The organism is Pinisolibacter sp. DMC100, assembly GCF_056313705.1.
The window spans coordinates 622,660-640,667 of the sequence record NZ_JBQUZT010000001.1; the positions used below are offsets into that span (position 1 = coordinate 622,660).

The following is an 18,008-nucleotide window of genomic DNA, read 5'->3' on the forward strand; positions in this document are numbered from 1 at the left end:
CCTCCTCACGAAGGATCGAGCCGCGACAGGGCGAGATTGAGGTCGAGCACGCCGACCCGCGGCTCGCCGAAGACGCCGAGTTCGCGCCCGCGGGTCCTTTCCGCGATCAGCGCCTCGATCCGCTCGAGCGGCAGGCCGCGCGCCGCGGCGACGCGCTTGGCCTGCAGGCGGGCGAACTCCGGCGAGATGTCGGGATCGAGACCGCTCGCCGACGTAGTGACCGCGTCGGCGGGAACGGCGGCGGCGCCGCTCTCCCCCTTCAGCGCCTCGGCGTCGCCCTTCACTCGCTCGACGAGCTTGGCCGACAGCGGTCCGAGGTTGGAGCCCGAGGAATTGGCGGCGTTGTAGGGCGCATCGACGGTCTTCGACGCGTCGTTCGGATCGGCGGCGGAGGTCGCCGACGGGCGGCCGTGGAACCACTTCGGATCCGTGAAGCTCTGGCCGATCAGACGCGACCCGACGACCTTGCCGCCGACCTCGACGAGACTGCCGTTGGCGGCGCCGGGCATCGCGACCTGGGCGATGCCGGTGATCGCCAGCGGATAGGCGACGCCGGTCAGGACGGTCAGGCCGCCGAGGAGGGCGAAGGCGGGGCGGAGATGTTCGATCATGGTCGTCACCTCAGGCGAGACGGAGGGCGGCGACGACGAGGTCGATCGCCTTGATGCCGACGAAGGGCAGGACGAGACCGCCGACGCCCCAGACGAGGAGGTTGCGGCGCAGCAGCGCCGCCGCGCCGACCGGGCGATAGGCGATGCCCTTCAGCGCCAGCGGGATCAGCGCGATGATGATCAGCGCGTTGAAGATCACCGCCGACAGGATGGCGCTCTGCGGCGAGGCGAGCCCCATCACGTTGAGCGCGCCGAGCTGCGGATAGGTCGCCACGAACAGCGCCGGGATGATCGCGAAATACTTGGCGACGTCGTTGGCGATCGAGAAGGTGGTGAGCGAGCCGCGGGTCATCAGCAGCTGCTTGCCGATCGCCACCACCTCGATCAGCTTCGTCGGGTTGCTGTCGAGATCGACCATGTTGCCGGCCTCGCGCGCCGCCTGAGTCCCCGACTGCATCGCCACGCCGACGTCGGCCTGGGCGAGGGCGGGCGCGTCGTTGGTGCCGTCGCCGCACATGGCGATGAGGCGGCCGTGCTTCTGCTCCGAGCGGATGTAGGCGAGCTTGTCCTGCGGCGTCGCCTCGGCGATGAAGTCGTCGACGCCGGCCTCCGAGGCGATCGCCGCGGCGGTGACCGGGTTGTCGCCCGTCACCATCACCGTGCGGATGCCCATGGCGCGCAGTTCGGCGAAGCGCTCCTTGATGTCCGGCTTGACCACGTCCTTGAGATGGATCGCGCCGATCAGACGATCGCCGTCGCAGACCGCGAGCGGCGTGCCGCCGGTCCGGGCGATGCGGTCGACCGCCTCGCGGAAGGAGGGCTGCGTCCGGTCGAGCGTGAGCCCGAGATGCCGCATCACCGCGTCGACCGCGCCCTTGCGCACCGAACGGCCGGCGAAGTCGGCACCCGACAGGCGGGTCTGCGCCGTGAAGGGCACGAAGGTCGCGGCTTCGATCCCCGAAGGCTCGGCGACACCGTGCATCCCGCGGGCGAGCGCGACGATCGAGCGGCCTTCCGGCGTCTCGTCGGCGGCCGACGCCACGAGGGCCGCTTCCGCCAGCGCCTCGACCGAGACGCCCGGGACGGGGAGGAACTCCGTCGCCATGCGGTTGCCGAAGGTGATGGTGCCGGTCTTGTCGAGGAGCAGCGTGTCGACGTCGCCGGCGGCCTCGACGGCGCGGCCCGACGTGGCGATGACGTTGAAGCGGATCAGCCGGTCCATGCCGGCGATGCCGATCGCCGAGAGGAGCCCGCCGATCGTCGTCGGGATCAGCGTGACGAGGAGGGCGATCAGCACCGTCACCGAGACCACCGTGCCGGAATAGCCGGCGATGCCCCACAGCGTCACGACGGTGATGAGGAAGATCAGCGTCAGACCCGAGAGCAGGATGGAGAGCGCCAGCTCGTTCGGCGTCTTCTGCCGCTCCGCCCCTTCGACCAGCGCGATCATCCGGTCGATGAAGGTCGAGCCCGGCGCGGCGGTGATCTTCACCACGATCCAGTCGGAGAGCACGGTCGTCCCGCCGGTCACCGCCGAGCGGTCGCCGCCGGATTCGCGGATCACGGGGGCGGATTCGCCGGTGATGGCGCTCTCGTTGACCGAAGCGACGCCGCGGATCACCTCGCCGTCGGCGGGGATGACGTCGCCGGCCTCGACCAGCACGAGGTCGTCGAGCTCGAGATCGAGCGAGGAGACGACCGAATGGGCGTGGTCGTCCGGGGCATCGAACAGCAGCCGCTTGGCCATGGTGTCCGAGCGGGTCTTCCTGAGCGCATCGGCCTGCGCCTTGCCGCGCCCTTCCGCGACCGCTTCGGCGAAGTTGGCGAAGAGCACGGTGAACCACAGCCAGGCGGCGATCTGGCCGTCGAAGACCGGCGTGCCGGTGGCGGTGACGAGGTCCTTGACGAAGACCAGCGTCACGACGAGCGCGACGACCTCCGTCACGAAGATCACCGGATTGCGGACGAGACGGCGCGGATCGAGCTTGGCGACGGCATCGATCGAAGCGCGGGCGAGGATCCTGCCGTCGAAGAGCGACGGGGCGCGGGCGACTGTCTGGGACATGATCGGTCCTCGGAACGTTGGATCAGAAGGTCAGGCCGGTCGGGATCATCAGATGCTCGACGATCGGCCCGAGCGCGAAGGCCGGGAAGAACTGCAGACCGCCGAGGATCAGGATCACCGCCGTGACGAGGCCGACGAAGAGCGGCCCGTGGGTCGGGAAGGTGCCGGCCGAGGCCGAAGCCCGCGTCTTGACGACGAGCGATCCGGCGATCGCCATGACCGGCACGATGTAGCCGAAGCGGCCGAGGAACATGGCGATGCCGAGCGTCGTATCGAACCACGGCGTGTTGGCCGAGAGGCCGGCGAAGGCGGAGCCGTTGTTGCCGGTCGCCGAGGCATAGGCGTAGAGCAGCTCGGTCAATCCGTGCGGACCGGCATTGGCGAGGCTCGCCAGCGCCGACGGCAGCATCGCGGCCACGGCCGTGAAGCCGAGGATGGTCGCCGGCAGGATCAGCTGGGCGAGCATCGCCAGCTTCATCTCCTTCGCCTCGATCTTCTTGCCGAGGTATTCCGGGGTGCGGCCGACCATCAGCCCGGCGATGAAGACGGTCAGCACGGCGATGACGAGGATGCCGAAGAGGCCGGAGCCGACGCCGCCGGGGACGATCTCGCCGAGCTTGATGAGGAGGAGCGGCATGAAGCCGCCGAGCGGCATGAAGCTCTCGTGCATGGCGTCGACCGAGCCCGTCGAGGTCGCCGTGGTCGCCACCGCATAGAGCGCGGAGGCCGCGGGGCCGAAGCGGACCTCCTTGCCCTCCATGTTGCCGAGCGCCGGGTCGACGCCGAGGGCGGTCAGCAGCGGATTGCCGCCGGCCTCCGCCCGGTAGGCGACGACGAGACAGCCGACGAGGATGATCGCCATCACCGCCATGATCGCCCAGCCCTGCCGGGTGTCGCCGACCATGCGGCCGAAGGTGTGGGTGAGCGCGAAGGAGATCGCCAGCAGCGCCCAGATCTCGAGGGCGTTGGTGATCGCCGTCGGGTTCTCGAACGGATGGGCGGCATTGGCGTTGAAGAAGCCGCCGCCGTTGGTGCCGAGGAGCTTGATCGCCTCTTGGCTGGCGACCGGGCCGAGCACGATCGTCTGCTTCGCGCCCTCCAGCGTCGTCGCGTCGACCGACGCCGCGAGCGTCTGTGGCATGCCGAAAGCGACGAAGACGAGCGCCAGCACGATCGAGAGCGGCAAGAGGACGTGCAGCGTCACCCGGGTGACGTCGACCCAGAAGTTGCCGAGCCGATCGGTGCCTGAATGGGCGAAGGCGCGGATCATCGCCGCCGCCAGCGCCATGCCGGTCGCCGCCGACAGGAAGTTCTGCACCGCGAGACCGGCCATCTGGGTCAAGTGGCTCATGGTGGTCTCGCCGCCATAGGCCTGCCAGTTGGTGTTGGTGACGAAGCTCATCGCGGTGTTGAAGGCGAGCAGCGGATCGACGCCGTCGAAGCCCTGCGGGTTGCCCGGCAGCACGCCCTGAAGCCGCTGGATCGCGTAGAGAGCCGCGAAGCCGGCGGCGTTGAAGACCAGCATGGCGATCGTGTAGCCGAGCCAGGTCTGGGCATGGAGGGCACGGCGCCCGACGAGCGCGAGAAGCCCGCGCTCGAGTGGGACGACGATCGGCGAAAGGAACGTGCGCTCGCCTGAGAAGACCTGCGCCATCAGCCGGCCGAGCGGCACGACGGTGGCGAGGACGAGCGCGAGGACGAGCAGAATCTGCAGCCAGCCGACAGCGGTCATGGCGTCACCTCGATGGAGTCTGGGAAAGGGGCGCGCTCAGTACTTCTCGGGCCGCACCAGCGTGTGGACGAGATAGGCCGCCAGCGCGAGGGCGACGACGAGGGCGAGGAGGGGTTCGGTCATGGCCGCCTCACAGATCGCCGCAGGCGTGGGCATAGAGGGCGGCGAGGCCGAAGAGCCCGACGGCTCCGAAGAAACAGGCGAAGTCCAACATGGCGAAGCTCCCGAACGGACTGTCTTCGCCGGATTTCTCCTCCCGATGCCCGTCAGGGATCGATGGGGAAGACGGACGTCGGGCATAGTGATTTCATAAGGACGCATCCGCGCCGGCGCCGCTCGGGAGGGCGGACGGATCGGGGGAAACGGGCGGCCGCTTCGGGTCGCAGGGCATCGGCCGCGACGCGCCGTGCGCTTCCGCCCCGATTCGAGGATTCGGCATCGCCGATGCCGGCCGGTCCTTCGGCCGGTGAACAGCAAGTTCAAAAGTACATGAAATCAATAGCTTGCATGGGGTCGAGCGGTCGGGTGCGAACCGGTCTCGGAAGGCCATGCTTTCGGGGAATCCGCAGGGACGTTTCGCCGACCTCGTCGAGAGCGAGCGGGGGGGCGATCGAAATGTTCGTTCTGTCATGGAGACAGCGGGGACTTCCCTGCGTGACCGAACAGGGAGAGGTCCCGGACATTCAGGGAACCGGGGGAAGCCGATCCGGGAATGGACGCGCATCGGCCGCCCCGAAGATGTTCGTCGTGCTCCACCTTCCGGCCGAGCGCCGTGTCGGCTCTCCCGACGGCACGCGGCGCGATCGCTGCCGCGGCGATCCGTGCCGTGGTGGCCGCGACGCCACCCCACCGAGTTGAATCGCGGCGAGACCACCGCGGGCAGTAGAAACGACTTCCTTCGACCGGATCTGAACGCTAGGGTTGTCGTCGCGGGACATGCTTCGCGTTCGAGCGCGGACGAGCATCGGGCGGTCCGCGTGGGCGGCGTCGTCCCGGAAAGGTCCGGTGTCGACGACCGATGTCAACGGTGCGGCGACGCGACGCCGCCGCATTGCGGAAGCCGCTTCATGGCCGTCGTCGGAATCGATCTGGGAACCACCAACTCGCTCGTCGCCGTGTGGACGGACGACGGCCCCCGGCTGATCGAGAACGCCCTCGGTGACACCCTGACCCCGTCCGCCGTCTCGATCGGCGAGGGCGGCGTCGCGCTCGTCGGTCGTGCCGCGCTCGATCGATTGGTCAGCCATCCCGAGGCTTCCGTCGCCTCGTTCAAGCGGTTGATGGGATCGTCGGTCACCCCGGTTCTCGGCGGCCGCACCTTCCGCGCCGAGGAACTCTCGGCGCTGGTGTTGCGAGCGTTGCGCGAGGATGCCGAGACCCGGCTCGGCGAGCCGGTCGACGAGGCGATCATCTCGGTGCCGGCCTATTTCAACGATCCGCAACGCCGCGCGACGCTCGATGCGGCCCGCCTGGCGGGGCTGAAGGTCGACCGGCTGATCAACGAGCCGACGGCCGCGGCACTCGCCCACGGCCTCGAGGCGACGGAGGAGGGTACGTTCATCGTGCTCGATCTCGGCGGTGGAACCTTCGACGTGTCGTTGCTGCACAAGTACGAGGGGATCATGGAGGTGCGCGCCTCCGCCGGCGATTCCCTGCTCGGTGGAAACGACTTCCGCGACGCCATGGCCGATCTCCTGTGCGAACGTCACGGCATCGTCCGCGGTTCGATGTCGCGAACCGAGGCGGCCCTGGTCTGGGCCGAGGCCCAGGCGACGGTGCATCGCCTGTCGGACGCCGCGACGACCGACTACGCCCTGGCGACGGCGGCGGGAAACGTCGCCGGACGGATCGATCGCGCCGCCTTCGAAGAACGGTCGGCGCCATTGCTCGCCCGCATCGTCGCGCCGATCGAACGGGCGATCCGCGACGCGCGCATCGAGACCCGCGAGATCGACCACGTCGTGCTGGTCGGCGGGGCGACGCGGATGCCCATGATCCGGGCGTTGGCGACGCGGCTCTTCGGCCGCTTCCCGATGCTCCATCCGCGCCCCGACCACGTCGTCGCGCTGGGCGCCGCCGTCCAGGCGGGGTTGAAGTCGCGCCATGTCGCGCTCGAAGACGTCATCATGACCGACGTCTGCCCCTTCACGCTGGGCACGTCGGTCCTCGACGCGTCGGCCGGCGACCGGCAGGTGATGTCGCCGATCATCGAGCGCAATTCGGTCGTGCCGATCAGCCGTGCCTGCACCTACTACACGGCGGCGGACGGGCAGACGTTGGTCGCCTTCGACGTCTTGCAGGGCGAGAATCTCCGCCCGGAGGAGAACGTTCGCCTCGGTGGGCTGCGTGTTGCCGTGCCGCCGGGGCCGCGCGGCAGTCAGGCGATCGAAGTCCGCTACACCTACGACATCAACGGCGCGCTGGAGGTGGAGGTGAAGGTCGTCTCCACCGGCGTGGTGAAACGGGAGATCTTCCGCAATCAGGCCAATCTGTCGGAAGTCGAGCTCGAGGCGCGCTTCGCCGCGCTGGCGCGAATCAAGCTGCCACCACGCGAACTCGCCGAGAACCACGCCCTGATCGCCCGCGCCGAACGCCTCTTCGCCGAGGCGACCGGCGAGCGGCGCGAGGTGATCCTCGTCCTGCTGCAACGGTTCGAGGTGGCCCTGAACGATCCCGGCCTGCGCGATCCGGAGCGACTGCGTGCCGAATTCGCCGAGCAGCTCGACGCCGTCTCGCGACCCGTCTTCGACCCGGTCTCCTGACATGACCCATCCCTGGGCTCTTCTCGGCATCGCCGCCACAGACGATCCGGCTGCCATCCGCCGCGCCTATGCCAAAGCTCTGAGGACCCACCGGCCCGACGAGGATCCGGCGGGCTTCCAGGCGCTCGTCGAGGCGCGCGACGCTGCTCTGGCGCGAGCGAGGAAGCCCTTGGTCGAGACCGTGGACGTCGGCGAACCGAGTGCCGACGCATCGTCCGTCGATCGGCCTCCGTCCCCACCCTTTTCGGTATCGCCTTCCCCGGCACCGACTGCCCCACCCGAGGTCTCGTCCGAGATCGAGCCGCGCGTCGCCCCGTCGGTTCTCGAGACCTTCGACGCAGTCTTCCCCCCCATGCTCGTGATCGTGCGGGATATGGAGGGGCGCGAGCCCACCGGCCTCGATGCGAAATGGGCGGGGGCATGGTGGCGATCGCTCCTCGACGCGGCGACCGAGGCGCGGATCGACGAGGTTCGGGCGCTGCGCGACCGCATTCTCGCCTGGGCGCTGCCGCTGCTGCCGCCGCCGCCCAGGATCGGGCCGCGCGAGGAAGCACGCGACCAGATCGCCGCCGACCACGGTCCGCTGGTGGTGGTGGCACTGGTGGAGGCGCGCTTCGAATATTCGACCGACCAGACGATGCTCGTCCGCCATCTCGGCTTCGGTGGCGCCGAGGCCTATCTCGGCTGGAGCGAACTCGCGTTGCGGACGCGGCAGCTCGCCGACCGTGGACCGGCGGAGCGGGCCTATCTCGCGGTGCTCGGCCGGTTGGTCGGTGCCGACGATCCGCTCGTGCCGATCGAGGGGCGCACGCCGGCGGGTTTTCCCTGGCGCGTCGCCGACTGGCTGTCGCTGGAGCCGGCCTGGAAGGCACTGGCGCCGGCGGAGCGCAAGGAATGTCGGGCCGTCACGCTGCTGCGGATCGCCGAACGACTGCCGCGCGCGATCCACGGATCGCATGTCGATCTGACGAACGGGCTCGGCCCGGCGGCGGTCGTCGCGGCGATCGAGCCGCTGGTCGGCCTGTCGCAGCCGATCCCGGCGCGGCCCGGCGACCCGGTCGAAAAGGCCCGGAACCGCCATCGCCGATGGCTCGACTTCGCCCGTGCGATCTCCGATGCCGAACGCCGCCGCGACGTCGGCGCTTCGGCCTATCGCGATGCGAACGGATATCCGAATCTGCCCCTGGCCGATCTCGAGGCGGGGCTGTTGCACGACGTCGTCGCCCGGCATTGGCGGGAGCGGCACGAGGGGACCGGCCGCCGCCATGTCGTCGACATCTGGCTCTTCGCCGCGCCGGGCGCGGTCTTCTGGCGCTACGGTTCGCCGATGATCGGCCTGCCGGTGCTCGTCGCCGAGTTCTGGGCGATGAGCCTGACGCTCGTCCACTACGATCCGGCCCACGCCGGCACCGCCTCGCTGCTCGTCGCGACCGTCGCTCTCGCGGGGGTCGCGCTCCTGCGCGTCGCGGCGGCCGTGCGTGGGCGCGACCTCCTCGTCGCCTGGGCGGCGCTCAAGGTCCGCGTCGTCGATCGGCTGCGGATCGTCGAGCCGGCCCGCCGCCGCCTGATCCTCGACCGGCGCATGTTGTATGGCGTGCTGTTCGGCATCGTCGCGGGTATCGAAAGCGCCTTCGGTCTCTTCTGTGTCCGGGAAGGCTTCGACATCGCGGCGCGTTGGACGAAGACTCAGACCGTCGAGCGGGCGGGCGCGGTCGACCCGGCGTTGCAGTCGTTCGAGACGGAGCTGCGCGACCTCGTCGCGCGCCGGGCCCGCGAGGGTCCGGTCGGGCGCTGAGACGGCGCCCAACCGCCAGCGCGAACCCTGAACCGGACGAAACTCGGAGGCACCGTCACCAGGCTCGAAGCGGAGCGCGACATCCTTGGACGGCGGAAGGCCGACTCCACGTCGTGGCGGCGATCGAAGCGCCGTCGGCGGGTCGATGAATGCGTCGGTGACGGCGCAACTCGTCACCGGCGCCTCGTCATGGCGATCTGTCGGCGAGGAAGACCGGGCGTGCTGCCGCACCATTTCGACCGCGGCCGCCGATACGCCAGCGAGACGTTTCAGCGCCTGTTCGCCGAGGCGGGCGCCTCTCGTTCGATGAACCGGGCCGGGAAAGTCCGGGACATCTCGGCGACGGAGAGCTTCTTCTCGTCGCTGAAGACGGAACGTGTCCGTGGAAAATCTGCCGGACCCGCACGACCAAGCGCGAGCCGACCTGTTCGACCACGTCGAACGCTTCTACGACCCGAACGCCGGCACTCGACGATCGGCTCCGTCAGCCCCGCGGAGTTCGAACGGATGGCCGAATGGGCTCGCGGTGGTGTTCGCGGCAACGCCGGTGGGCCAGACAGCGGCGCAGCCTCGGGTCCCGGCACCGTCCGCACATCGCTTGCCACGATCGCGACACCCTGTGCTCTGCAGCGCCAGGCGAGGTTCATCGTTCCGGCGGGGCTCGGAAACGCGCGACGACGAGAAAATGTACCCCAAAGGCCCAATCGAGGCTTCGGGCGTCACCGGACTGCGATCCAGTACCGAGGTGGTTTCGCGGCACAGGCCCACAGGCCCCACGGACGCGCCGAGACAATTCCGCTCGGTGGGCAGAACGCAAAAAAGCCCGCTATCGGCGAAGGCTTATGGCGGTGGACGCAGTCGAACGCGAACCGGTCTCCGAATTCCCTGCTTGCAGGGAAATCGCAGGGAAACTACGCCGAACCAGCCGGCACTGGATCCAACCGGCATCTGAAATGCGTGTTAATTCAGATGGATATGCCCGAATTCCCTGAGCTCTCAAACAGGGAATTGATGCAGAGCATGCAGGGAAGCGCAGTATCGCATAGGTGGCCAAGCAGGGAAGCGAGACGGCGGCGCCGAATATCGAAACCGTCGTTGGCTCGTCTCTCGGCAGGACCCTGCTCGACACTCGAACTCGGTGTCAGAGAAACCAGCAGCAGGCCAGATCACATCGCCCGGCAAGCGGATGCTCAACCTATCGAGTGCCTAATGACCTCGAGAATAGAACACCCCAACGGGTCGTAATACAAAATGCACACTTCCGTTCCCCGCCCGGTCCACGAGACGTCGCGTCGACCTGGCACCACACGGAGTTTGCAATCCGATCCTCGGTTCGGCATGCGCTCAGCTCCGAACCGATAGACTATTCGCAATATTTGTATAATCGCGCAAGAATTAAGTCCCGCGTCGATCCCTGTAATATTTATTCCGAATATTGGGGCATTTACTTACGCCCCACTCGGAATGATCAGGGAGAAAAATCATGTCGGAAGAATTGGAAAGGCGAACAATCGCGCGCATCGCCTTGCGCATCGTCCCATTCATCATGCTTCTCTACTTCATCGCCTTCATGAATCGCGTTCACATCTCGTTCGCGGCACTGACGATGAACAAAGATCTCGGCTTCTCCGCCAGTGTCTATGGCTTCGGCGCCGGCATCTTCTTTCTCGGCTATTTTCTGTTCGAGATTCCCTCCAATCTGATCCTCGAGAGGGTGGGCGCGCGGATGTGGATCACGCGCGTGATGATCACCTGGGGCATCATCTCGGGTGCCAACGCGTTCATCGTCGGCCCGAACAGCTTCTATGCGGTCCGCTTTCTTCTCGGCGTCGCCGAAGCCGGGTTCTTTCCCGGCATCATTCTCTACCTGAGCTACTGGTTCCCGGCCCGCCATCGCGCTGGCGTGACCGCGCTTTTCATGGCGGCTGCGCCGATCTCCACGGCGTTGGGATCGCCGCTCGCCGCCGCGCTGCTCGAGATGAACGGCATCATGGGCATGGCGGGCTGGCAATGGCTCTTCATCACCGAGGCCGTCCCGGCCGTGGCGCTGGGCTTCGTCGTGTTCTTCTACATGACCGACCGACCGGAACTCGCCAAATGGTTGCCTGAAGACCAGAAGCGTTGGCTCGTCGCCGAAATGAATGCCGAGCATGCGAAGAAGGCCGGTCACGCCAGCCATTCGATCCTGCGCGGCCTCGCCGATCCCCGGGTCATCGCGCTGAGCCTCGTCTACTTCGGGACGTCCGCCGGACTCTACACGCTCGGCATCTGGGCTCCGATCATCATCAAGCAACTCGGCGTCTCGTCGATGATGGTGGGGCTGCTCAACATGGTCCCGCCGACGGCCTCGGTCGTCGCCATGATCTGGTGGGCGCGCCACTCCGATCGCACCGGGGAACGCCCCTGGCACGTGGTGCTGGCCTGCCTGCTCGCGGCGGCCGGGCTGTTCTGGGCCGGCGTCACCAACGGCGTGATCGGCGTGATCGGGGCGCTGACGCTCGTCAACATCGGCATCAGCTGCGCCAAGCCCCCGCTGTGGAGCATGCCCACGATGTTCCTGTCGGGCTCCGCCGCCGCGGCCGGCATCGCTGCCATCAACTCCTTCGGCAACCTCGGCGGCTTCGCCGGCCCCGCGATGATCGGCTGGATCAAGGACTGGAGCGGCAGCTACCTCGGCGGCCTGTACTTCGTCGCCGCGCTGCTCGTTCTGTCGGCCGTGCTGACCCTCGTCCTCGCCCGTTCGGCCGGAAAGGCTCCGACCGTCGCCGTCGAACCTGCCGAGTGATCTCGGCCATCCATCGTCCCAATCAAGGAGAAGACCCGTGGAACGGACTGAAGCGGTCGCCACGCTGACCGACGTCATGGCGAAGTTCACCGCCTACATCGGCAAACGCCTGCCGACCGACGTCAAGGCGAAACTCGCCGAACTGCGGGAGGCCGAGACCATGCCTCTCGCCACCGCCATCTACAATTCGATGGCCGAAAACCAGGAAGCGGCCGACAAGCTCGATCGCCCCTGCTGCCAGGACACCGGCGTGATCCAGTACTTCATCACCGTCGGAGCCGCGTTCCCCTTTATCGGCGAACTCGAATCCTGCCTGCGCGACGCCACCCTCGAAGCGACGAGGAAAGCGCCGCTCCGGCACAACTCGGTCCAGACCTTCGACGAGAAGAACACCGGCAACAATACCGGCTACCGCATTCCCTGGCTCGACTGGGACATCGTGCCCGACGACGATCGCCTGACGATCGACGTCTACATGGCCGGCGGCGGCTGCACGCTGCCCGGCGCCGGCAAGGTCCTCATGCCGGGCGAAGGTTACGAGGGCGTCGTCGACTTCGTGTTCGACGTCATCACCAACCGCGGCGTCAATGCCTGCCCGCCGCTCCTCGTCGGCGTCGGGGTTTCGACCGCAGTGGAGACCGCCGCGCGTCTCTCCAAGAAAGCGCTGATGCGTCCGGTCGACTCGTCGAACGCCAATGATCGTGCCGCACAACTCGAACGGCTGCTCGAAGCGGGGCTCAACGACGTCGGTATCGGGCCCCAGGGTCTGACGGGCAGCGCCAGCGTCATGGGCGTCAACGTCGAACAGTCGGCCCGACATCCTTCGACGATCGGCGTCGCCGTATCGACCGGATGCTGGGCGCATCGCCGCGGCCAGATCCGCTTTGCTCCCGATCTCTCCTATGAAATTCTTTCGCATGAAGGAGTCGTGCTGTGAAAAAGGTCCTCCAGACGCCGATCCGGGACGAAGATCTCGAAGACCTCGAAGTGGGCGACGTCGTCTACCTCACCGGACACCTCGTCACCTGCCGCGACGTCGCTCACCGCCGCCTCATCGAGCTCGGGCGCGAGCTTCCGGTCGCACTCGAAGGGCTCGCGATCTTCCACGCCGGGCCGATCGTGCGCAAACTCGACGACGAGAAGTTCGAAATGGTGTCGATCGGCCCGACGACGTCGATGCGCATGGAGAAGTTCGAGAAGCAGTTCATCGAGGAGACCGGCGTCAAGTTGATCGTCGGCAAAGGCGGCATGGGTCCGGAGACGGTCGAGGGCTGCCGGACCCACAAGGCAGTTCATGCCGTGTTCCCCGGCGGATGTGCGGTTCTCGCGGCGACGCGCGTCGAAGAAATCGAGCGCGCCGAATGGCAGGATCTCGGCATGCCCGAGACGCTGTGGGTTAACCGCGTCAAGGACTTTGGGCCGTTGATCATCTCGATCGACACCAAGGGCAACAACCTGTTCGAGAAGAACAAGGCCGTCTTCCACGAACGCCGCGCGGCGATCGCCGACAAGATCAAGTCGGAAGTCCGCTTCATCAAGTGACGCCGCAGCGAGCGGGGAGCCCGCTTCCCGCTAGCCTTCCGTCGCGCGAAATCGACGGAACGAGCTCTTCGAAGGGGCGGCGCAACCGAACGCGCCACCACTGCGACATACCCGATCACGCGCTCTCGCCACCCCCGAGGCCGATGCAACCGACGAGTCGTCACGCTCGAAGGACGGTGCTCGCCGTGCGCCGATCCTCGGACGTCACGCGCCTCGTACGGCGACGCATCGCGTCCCGATCCGCGCATTCGCCGACGCATGAGGAACAAGATGAAACTCGCGAACTTCGATATCGATTCCAGACACTCCTATGGCCTGGTCACCGACCTCGGCATCGTCGACCTCGGTCGACGGCTCGGGGCGACGTTTCCCGACATCAAGACGTTGCTGGCGAAGGGCGGCCTTTCCCGTGCCGCCGCATTCCGCCGCGCCCAGATAGACTTCGGCCTCGACGAGATCGCGTTTCTTCCGACGATCGACCGGCCGGGCAAGATCTTCTGCGTCGGCATGAACTACGCCGACAAGCGCGCCGAATTCGCCGAGACCAATCCCGCGCCGACGCTCTTCGTCCGCTTCCCCCATTCGCAGACCGGTCACGACGGGCCGGTCGTCAAGCCCTGCGTGACCCGAGAATTCGACTACGAAGGCGAACTCGCGGTGATCATCGGCCGCGAAGGGTTCCGCATTCCGGCGGAAAGTGCCTACGATCATGTCGCCGGCTACAGCTGCTACATGGACGGCTCGGTGCGTGACTGGCAGCACTCGTGGTTCACGGCCGGGAAAAACTGGCGCAGCACCGGCTCCTTCGGTCCGTGGCTCGTCACCGCCGACGAGATTCCCGATCCGCATGCGCTGAAAATCGAGACCTGGCTCAACGGCTGCAAGGTGCAGGACGATTCGACCGGCAACATGATCCACCGCATCCCGGATCTGATCGCCTACATCTCGACCTTCTCACCGCTCGAGGCCGGCGATGTCATCATCACCGGCTCGCCCGGCGGCGTCGGCAAGAAGCGCAGTCCGCCGCTCTTCATGAAACCCGGCGATCGCATCGAAGTGATGATCGAGAAGATCGGACGGCTCGCAAACACCGTCGTCGAAGACGAGAACGTCGACACGATGCTCGCCGCCGAATGACACCCGCGCGGCTCGCGAAGTCGAAGCACCGCGCCGATCGGCTCGGGCTTCGGCTTCGATCAGGCGTCGGCGGAAAGGGCGGCTATGTTGGATCGCAACAAGTCCAGCAGCGTGTCGCGAACCGGATCGCGGGCACCCCGCATCCACGCGGCCGCCAAGGGGAGCAGCAGATCGCTCTCGCCTCGGGGAACGTCGAGAGGGACCCATCGAACGCCCTCCGTCGCCACCTTCGAGGCCCATCGCGGCACGATCGCGAAGCCGAAACCGGCCGCGACGAGACGCACGATGGTCTGCTTCTCGTCGGCGATCTGGGCGATCGCGGGACGCAGGCCCGCTCGTTCGAAGAGGCGCATCGTCAGATCGTGGCTGTGGGGGCGCGAGCGGCGGTCCGGAACGATGAGCGGCTCGTCCGCCAACTCGAAGACCGAGATCTTCTTGCGCCGCGCCAGACGGTGCCCGCTCGTGACGGCGACGACGGCAGTCTCGCGGAAGAGGGCTTCAAACTCGAGTTCCCTGCCCTTGTGCTCCGGCGGCCGGACGAACGCGAGATCGAGACGCCCCGACAGGAGCCGCGGCAACAGCCGAATGGTCTTGTCCTCGACCAGTTGCACGGTGACGCCCGGCATCGTCTCGCGGAAGAGACCGAGCAGACGAGGCACCAGTCCGGCCGCCGCCGTGTCGATCGCGCCGATACGCAGCGTCCTGGCCTTCTGACGGGCACCGTCGCGGAAGCGTCGGGCGATCTTCGCCGCGCGATCGAGAAGGTCGCGTGCCTCGTCGAGCAACGACGCTCCTTCCGCCGTCAGCACGACGTTGCGCGTCGTGCGCAGGAAGAGCTGAATGCCGAGGTCGTCCTCGAGCAAGCGCACGTGCCTTCCCAAGGCCGCAGGGTGCTGCTCGAGCCTACGTGCGGCACGACCGAAATGCAGTTCCTCCGCCACGGCGACGAAGCATCGCAACTGGTTCAGTTCCACCCTCGCCTCTCCTCGAACGGCCTGGTCGCATGGCGCATTATATACGAAATTTATAAAATCGATCGTCGATTGTTCGCCGTCGCCTCCCAAGCCCAAGATGTCCCCAATCCTTCCACTAGGAAGGAAACAAGGAAAAAATCAGGGAAACGGAGACGCAACGATGTCGAACGACATTGAGAGCAGGACCATGCGCCGTGTCGCGCTACGGATCGTGCCATTCATCATGCTCCTTTACTTCATCGCCTACATCGACCGGGTGAACATCGGGTTCGCCTCTTTGACGATGAACAAGGACCTCGGCTTCTCGCCGGCGGTGTTCGGCTTCGGTGCCGGCATCTTCTTCTGGGGATACTTCCTGTTCGAAGTCCCCTCGAACATCGTTCTCGACAAGGTGGGTGCTCGGATCTGGATCGCGCGGGTGATGGTCACCTGGGGTCTGTGCTCGGGCGCGATGGCCTTCGTCTGGGACGCGACCTCGTTCAACGTGCTGCGCTTCCTGTTGGGCGCGTCGGAGGCCGGCTTCTTTCCAGGTATCATCCTCTATCTCAGCTACTGGTTCCCGGCGCGGCGTCGCGCGGCGATCACCTCGCTGTTCATGGCGGCGGCGCCGCTGTCGGTGGTGATCGGCTCGCCGATCTCGTCGCTGTTGCTCGAGATGAACGGCGTCGCCGGCTTCAAGGGCTGGCAGTGGCTGTTCCTCCTCGAGGCGGCGCCGGCGATCGTGCTCGGCTTCGTCGTCTTCTTCTACATGACCGACCGCCCGGAACAGGCGAAGTGGCTCGCCGACGACGAGCGCGCCTGGCTGGTCGAGACCATGAATGCCGAGACCGCCGCCAAGGCCTCGGTCGCCCATGTCGGCGTCCTGCGCGGCCTTCTCGACATCCGCGTCCTGGCTCTGGCTCTGGTCTATTTCGGCACGTCGGCCGGCCTCTACACGCTCGGCATCTGGGCGCCACAGATCATCAAGGGCTTCGGGCTCGGCAATCTCGAGGTCGGCCTGCTCAACGCCATTCCGCCGACCGTCGCCGTCGTCGCCATGTACCTGTGGTCCTGGCATTCCGACCGTCGCAACGAGCGGACCTGGCACGTGGTGATCGCCTGCATCGCCGCCGCCGTCGGCCTCGTCGTGGCCGGCATCTCCTCGACGGTGCTCGGTGCGGTCACGGCACTGGTGCTGGTGAACGTCGGCATCAGCTGCGCCAAGCCGCCGCTGTGGAGCATGCCGACGCTGTTCCTTTCGGGTTCGGCCGCCGCGACCGGCATCGCCACGATCAACTCGATCGGCAATCTCGGCGGCTTCGTCGGCCCGGCGATGATCGGCTGGATCAAGGATCGCAGCGGCAGCTTCCTCGGCGGCCTGTGGTTCGTCGCCGGCCTCCTCGTCGTCTCCGCCGTCCTCACGCTCGTTCTGGCTCGCTCGGCCAACCGCACGGCTGCGGCCGTCGCCGAAGCGAACCGTACCTGACCCTCTGCCATTCGGAGAAAGACCCATGAAGACCTACAAGATCGCCGCCATTCCGGGCGACGGCATCGGCACCGAAGTCGTGTCCGCCGGCGTCGAAGTCCTCGAGGCACTGGCCCGCCGAGAACGGAGCTTCGCCTTCCACTTCGATCACTTCGACTGGGGCGGTGACTATTACCTGAAGCACGGCCGCATGATGCCGGAGGACGGCCGCGAGCAGATCCGCGACCACGATGCCATCCTGTTCGGCTCGGCCGGGCATCCCGACATTCCCGACCACGTGACGCTCTGGGGTCTCAGGCTCGCCATCTGCCAACCCTTCGATCAATACGCCAACGTCCGCCCGACCCGCGTCCTCAAGGGCATCACCTCGCCGCTGCGCAAGGTCGAGGACAAGGAACTCGACTGGGTGATCGTTCGCGAGAATTCGGAAGGTGAATATGCCGGCGTCGGCGGTCGCGTCCATCAGGGTCTGCCGATCGAGGCGGCGACCGACGTCTCGATCCTGACCCGGGCCGGCGTGCAGCGTATCATGCGCTTCGCCTTCGCGCTCGCCCGCTCCCGCCCTCGCAAGCTCCTGACCGTCGTCACCAAGTCCAACGCCCAGCGCCACGCGATGGTGATGTGGGATCAGATTGCCGCCGAGGTCGCGGCCGAGTTCCCGGACGTGACCTGGGACAAGATGCTGGTCGACGCCATGACCATGCGCATGGTGATGAAGCCCGAGAGCATCGACACGATCGTCGCCACCAACCTCCACGCCGACATCCTGTCGGATCTCGCCGCGGCGCTCGCCGGCTCGCTCGGCATCGCGCCGACCGCCAACCTCAATCCGGAACGCACCTTCCCCTCCATGTTCGAGCCGATTCACGGTTCGGCCTTCGACATCATGGGCAAGGGCATCGCCAACCCGATCGGCACCTTCTGGTCGGCGGTGATGATGCTCGAGCATCTCGGTGAAGCCGCGGCGGCGAAGCGTCTGATGACGGCGATCGAACGGGTGACCGCCGATCCCCGCTTCCACACGCCGGATCTCGGCGGTTCCGCGCGGACCGCCGACGTCACCGCGGCGATGATCGACGCCATCGACGGCGCCAACGACTGACGGACGGCGCGACGGCCGTCCGCTCCGACATCAGGCCG

At 67.0% G+C, this 18,008-nt stretch carries 13 protein-coding genes; 8 read left to right on the top strand and 5 right to left on the bottom strand.

Annotation, left to right across the window (positions count from 1 at the left end; translation table 11 throughout):
• Positions 1-5: 5 nt before the first annotated feature.
• Genes kdpC through ACT541_RS02950 form a run of 4 tightly spaced genes read right to left on the bottom strand, consistent with a single transcriptional unit; the run spans position 6 to position 4,564 of the window.
• Entirely contained in the window at positions 6-611 is a 606-nt protein-coding gene (kdpC, locus tag ACT541_RS02935) for a potassium-transporting ATPase subunit KdpC (protein WP_476134136.1), read from the bottom strand.
• 10 nt (positions 612-621) lie between these two features.
• A complete protein-coding gene (gene kdpB / locus ACT541_RS02940; RefSeq protein WP_476134137.1) occupies positions 622-2,676 on the bottom strand; it encodes a potassium-transporting ATPase subunit KdpB in 2,055 nt (684 codons plus the stop codon).
• Between the two features lie 22 nt (positions 2,677-2,698).
• The gene (gene kdpA / locus ACT541_RS02945; protein ID WP_476134138.1) at positions 2,699-4,408 is read right to left on the bottom strand and encodes a potassium-transporting ATPase subunit KdpA; all 1,710 of its coding nucleotides are present in this window, start codon (positions 4,406-4,408) and stop codon (positions 2,699-2,701) included.
• Between the two features lie 36 nt (positions 4,409-4,444).
• Positions 4,445-4,564 (bottom strand): potassium-transporting ATPase subunit F, encoded by a 120-nt coding sequence (locus ACT541_RS02950; protein ID WP_476134139.1) that lies wholly within the window; start codon positions 4,562-4,564, stop codon positions 4,445-4,447.
• 911 nt (positions 4,565-5,475) lie between these two features.
• Here ACT541_RS02950 and ACT541_RS02955 point away from each other — a divergent pair.
• From ACT541_RS02955 to ACT541_RS02980, 6 genes are all read left to right on the top strand, one after another.
• Positions 5,476-7,170, top strand: a complete 1,695-nt coding sequence (locus tag ACT541_RS02955; RefSeq protein WP_476134141.1) for an Hsp70 family protein — start codon at positions 5,476-5,478, stop codon at positions 7,168-7,170.
• Between the two features lie 352 nt (positions 7,171-7,522).
• Positions 7,523-8,965 carry a hypothetical protein gene (locus ACT541_RS02960; protein ID WP_476134143.1) on the top strand — a complete coding sequence of 481 codons (1,443 nt, stop codon included), beginning with the start codon at positions 7,523-7,525 and terminating at the stop codon, positions 8,963-8,965.
• Positions 8,966-10,448: 1,483 nt separating this feature from the next.
• A complete protein-coding gene (locus tag ACT541_RS02965) occupies positions 10,449-11,750 on the top strand; it encodes an MFS transporter (RefSeq protein ID WP_476134144.1) in 1,302 nt (433 codons plus the stop codon).
• A 37-nt stretch (positions 11,751-11,787) separates the two neighbouring features.
• Entirely contained in the window at positions 11,788-12,687 is a 900-nt protein-coding gene (ttdA, locus tag ACT541_RS02970; protein WP_476134146.1) for a L(+)-tartrate dehydratase subunit alpha, read from the top strand.
• Complete coding sequence (gene ttdB / locus ACT541_RS02975; protein ID WP_476134147.1) at positions 12,684-13,292, top strand: L(+)-tartrate dehydratase subunit beta; 609 nt, start codon at positions 12,684-12,686, stop codon at positions 13,290-13,292. Before ttdA ends, ttdB begins: the two co-directional genes overlap by 4 nt.
• Before the next feature lie 270 nt (positions 13,293-13,562).
• Entirely contained in the window at positions 13,563-14,429 is an 867-nt protein-coding gene (locus tag ACT541_RS02980; protein ID WP_476134149.1) for a fumarylacetoacetate hydrolase family protein, read from the top strand.
• Positions 14,430-14,488: 59 nt separating this feature from the next.
• Here the strand turns inward: ACT541_RS02980 and ACT541_RS02985 are convergent, their stop codons facing one another.
• Positions 14,489-15,403, bottom strand: coding sequence for a LysR family transcriptional regulator (locus tag ACT541_RS02985; RefSeq protein WP_476134150.1), 915 nt, complete (start codon positions 15,401-15,403; stop codon positions 14,489-14,491).
• A 160-nt stretch (positions 15,404-15,563) separates the two neighbouring features.
• On the opposite strand from ACT541_RS02985, the gene ACT541_RS02990 reads away from it, so the two are divergent.
• Entirely contained in the window at positions 15,564-16,868 is a 1,305-nt protein-coding gene (locus ACT541_RS02990) for an MFS transporter (RefSeq protein ID WP_476134152.1), read from the top strand.
• A gap of 25 nt (positions 16,869-16,893) precedes the next feature.
• On the top strand, positions 16,894-17,970 hold the full coding sequence (locus tag ACT541_RS02995) for a tartrate dehydrogenase (RefSeq protein WP_476134153.1): 1,077 nt from the start codon (positions 16,894-16,896) through the stop codon (positions 17,968-17,970).
• Positions 17,971-18,008: the final 38 nt, after the last annotated feature.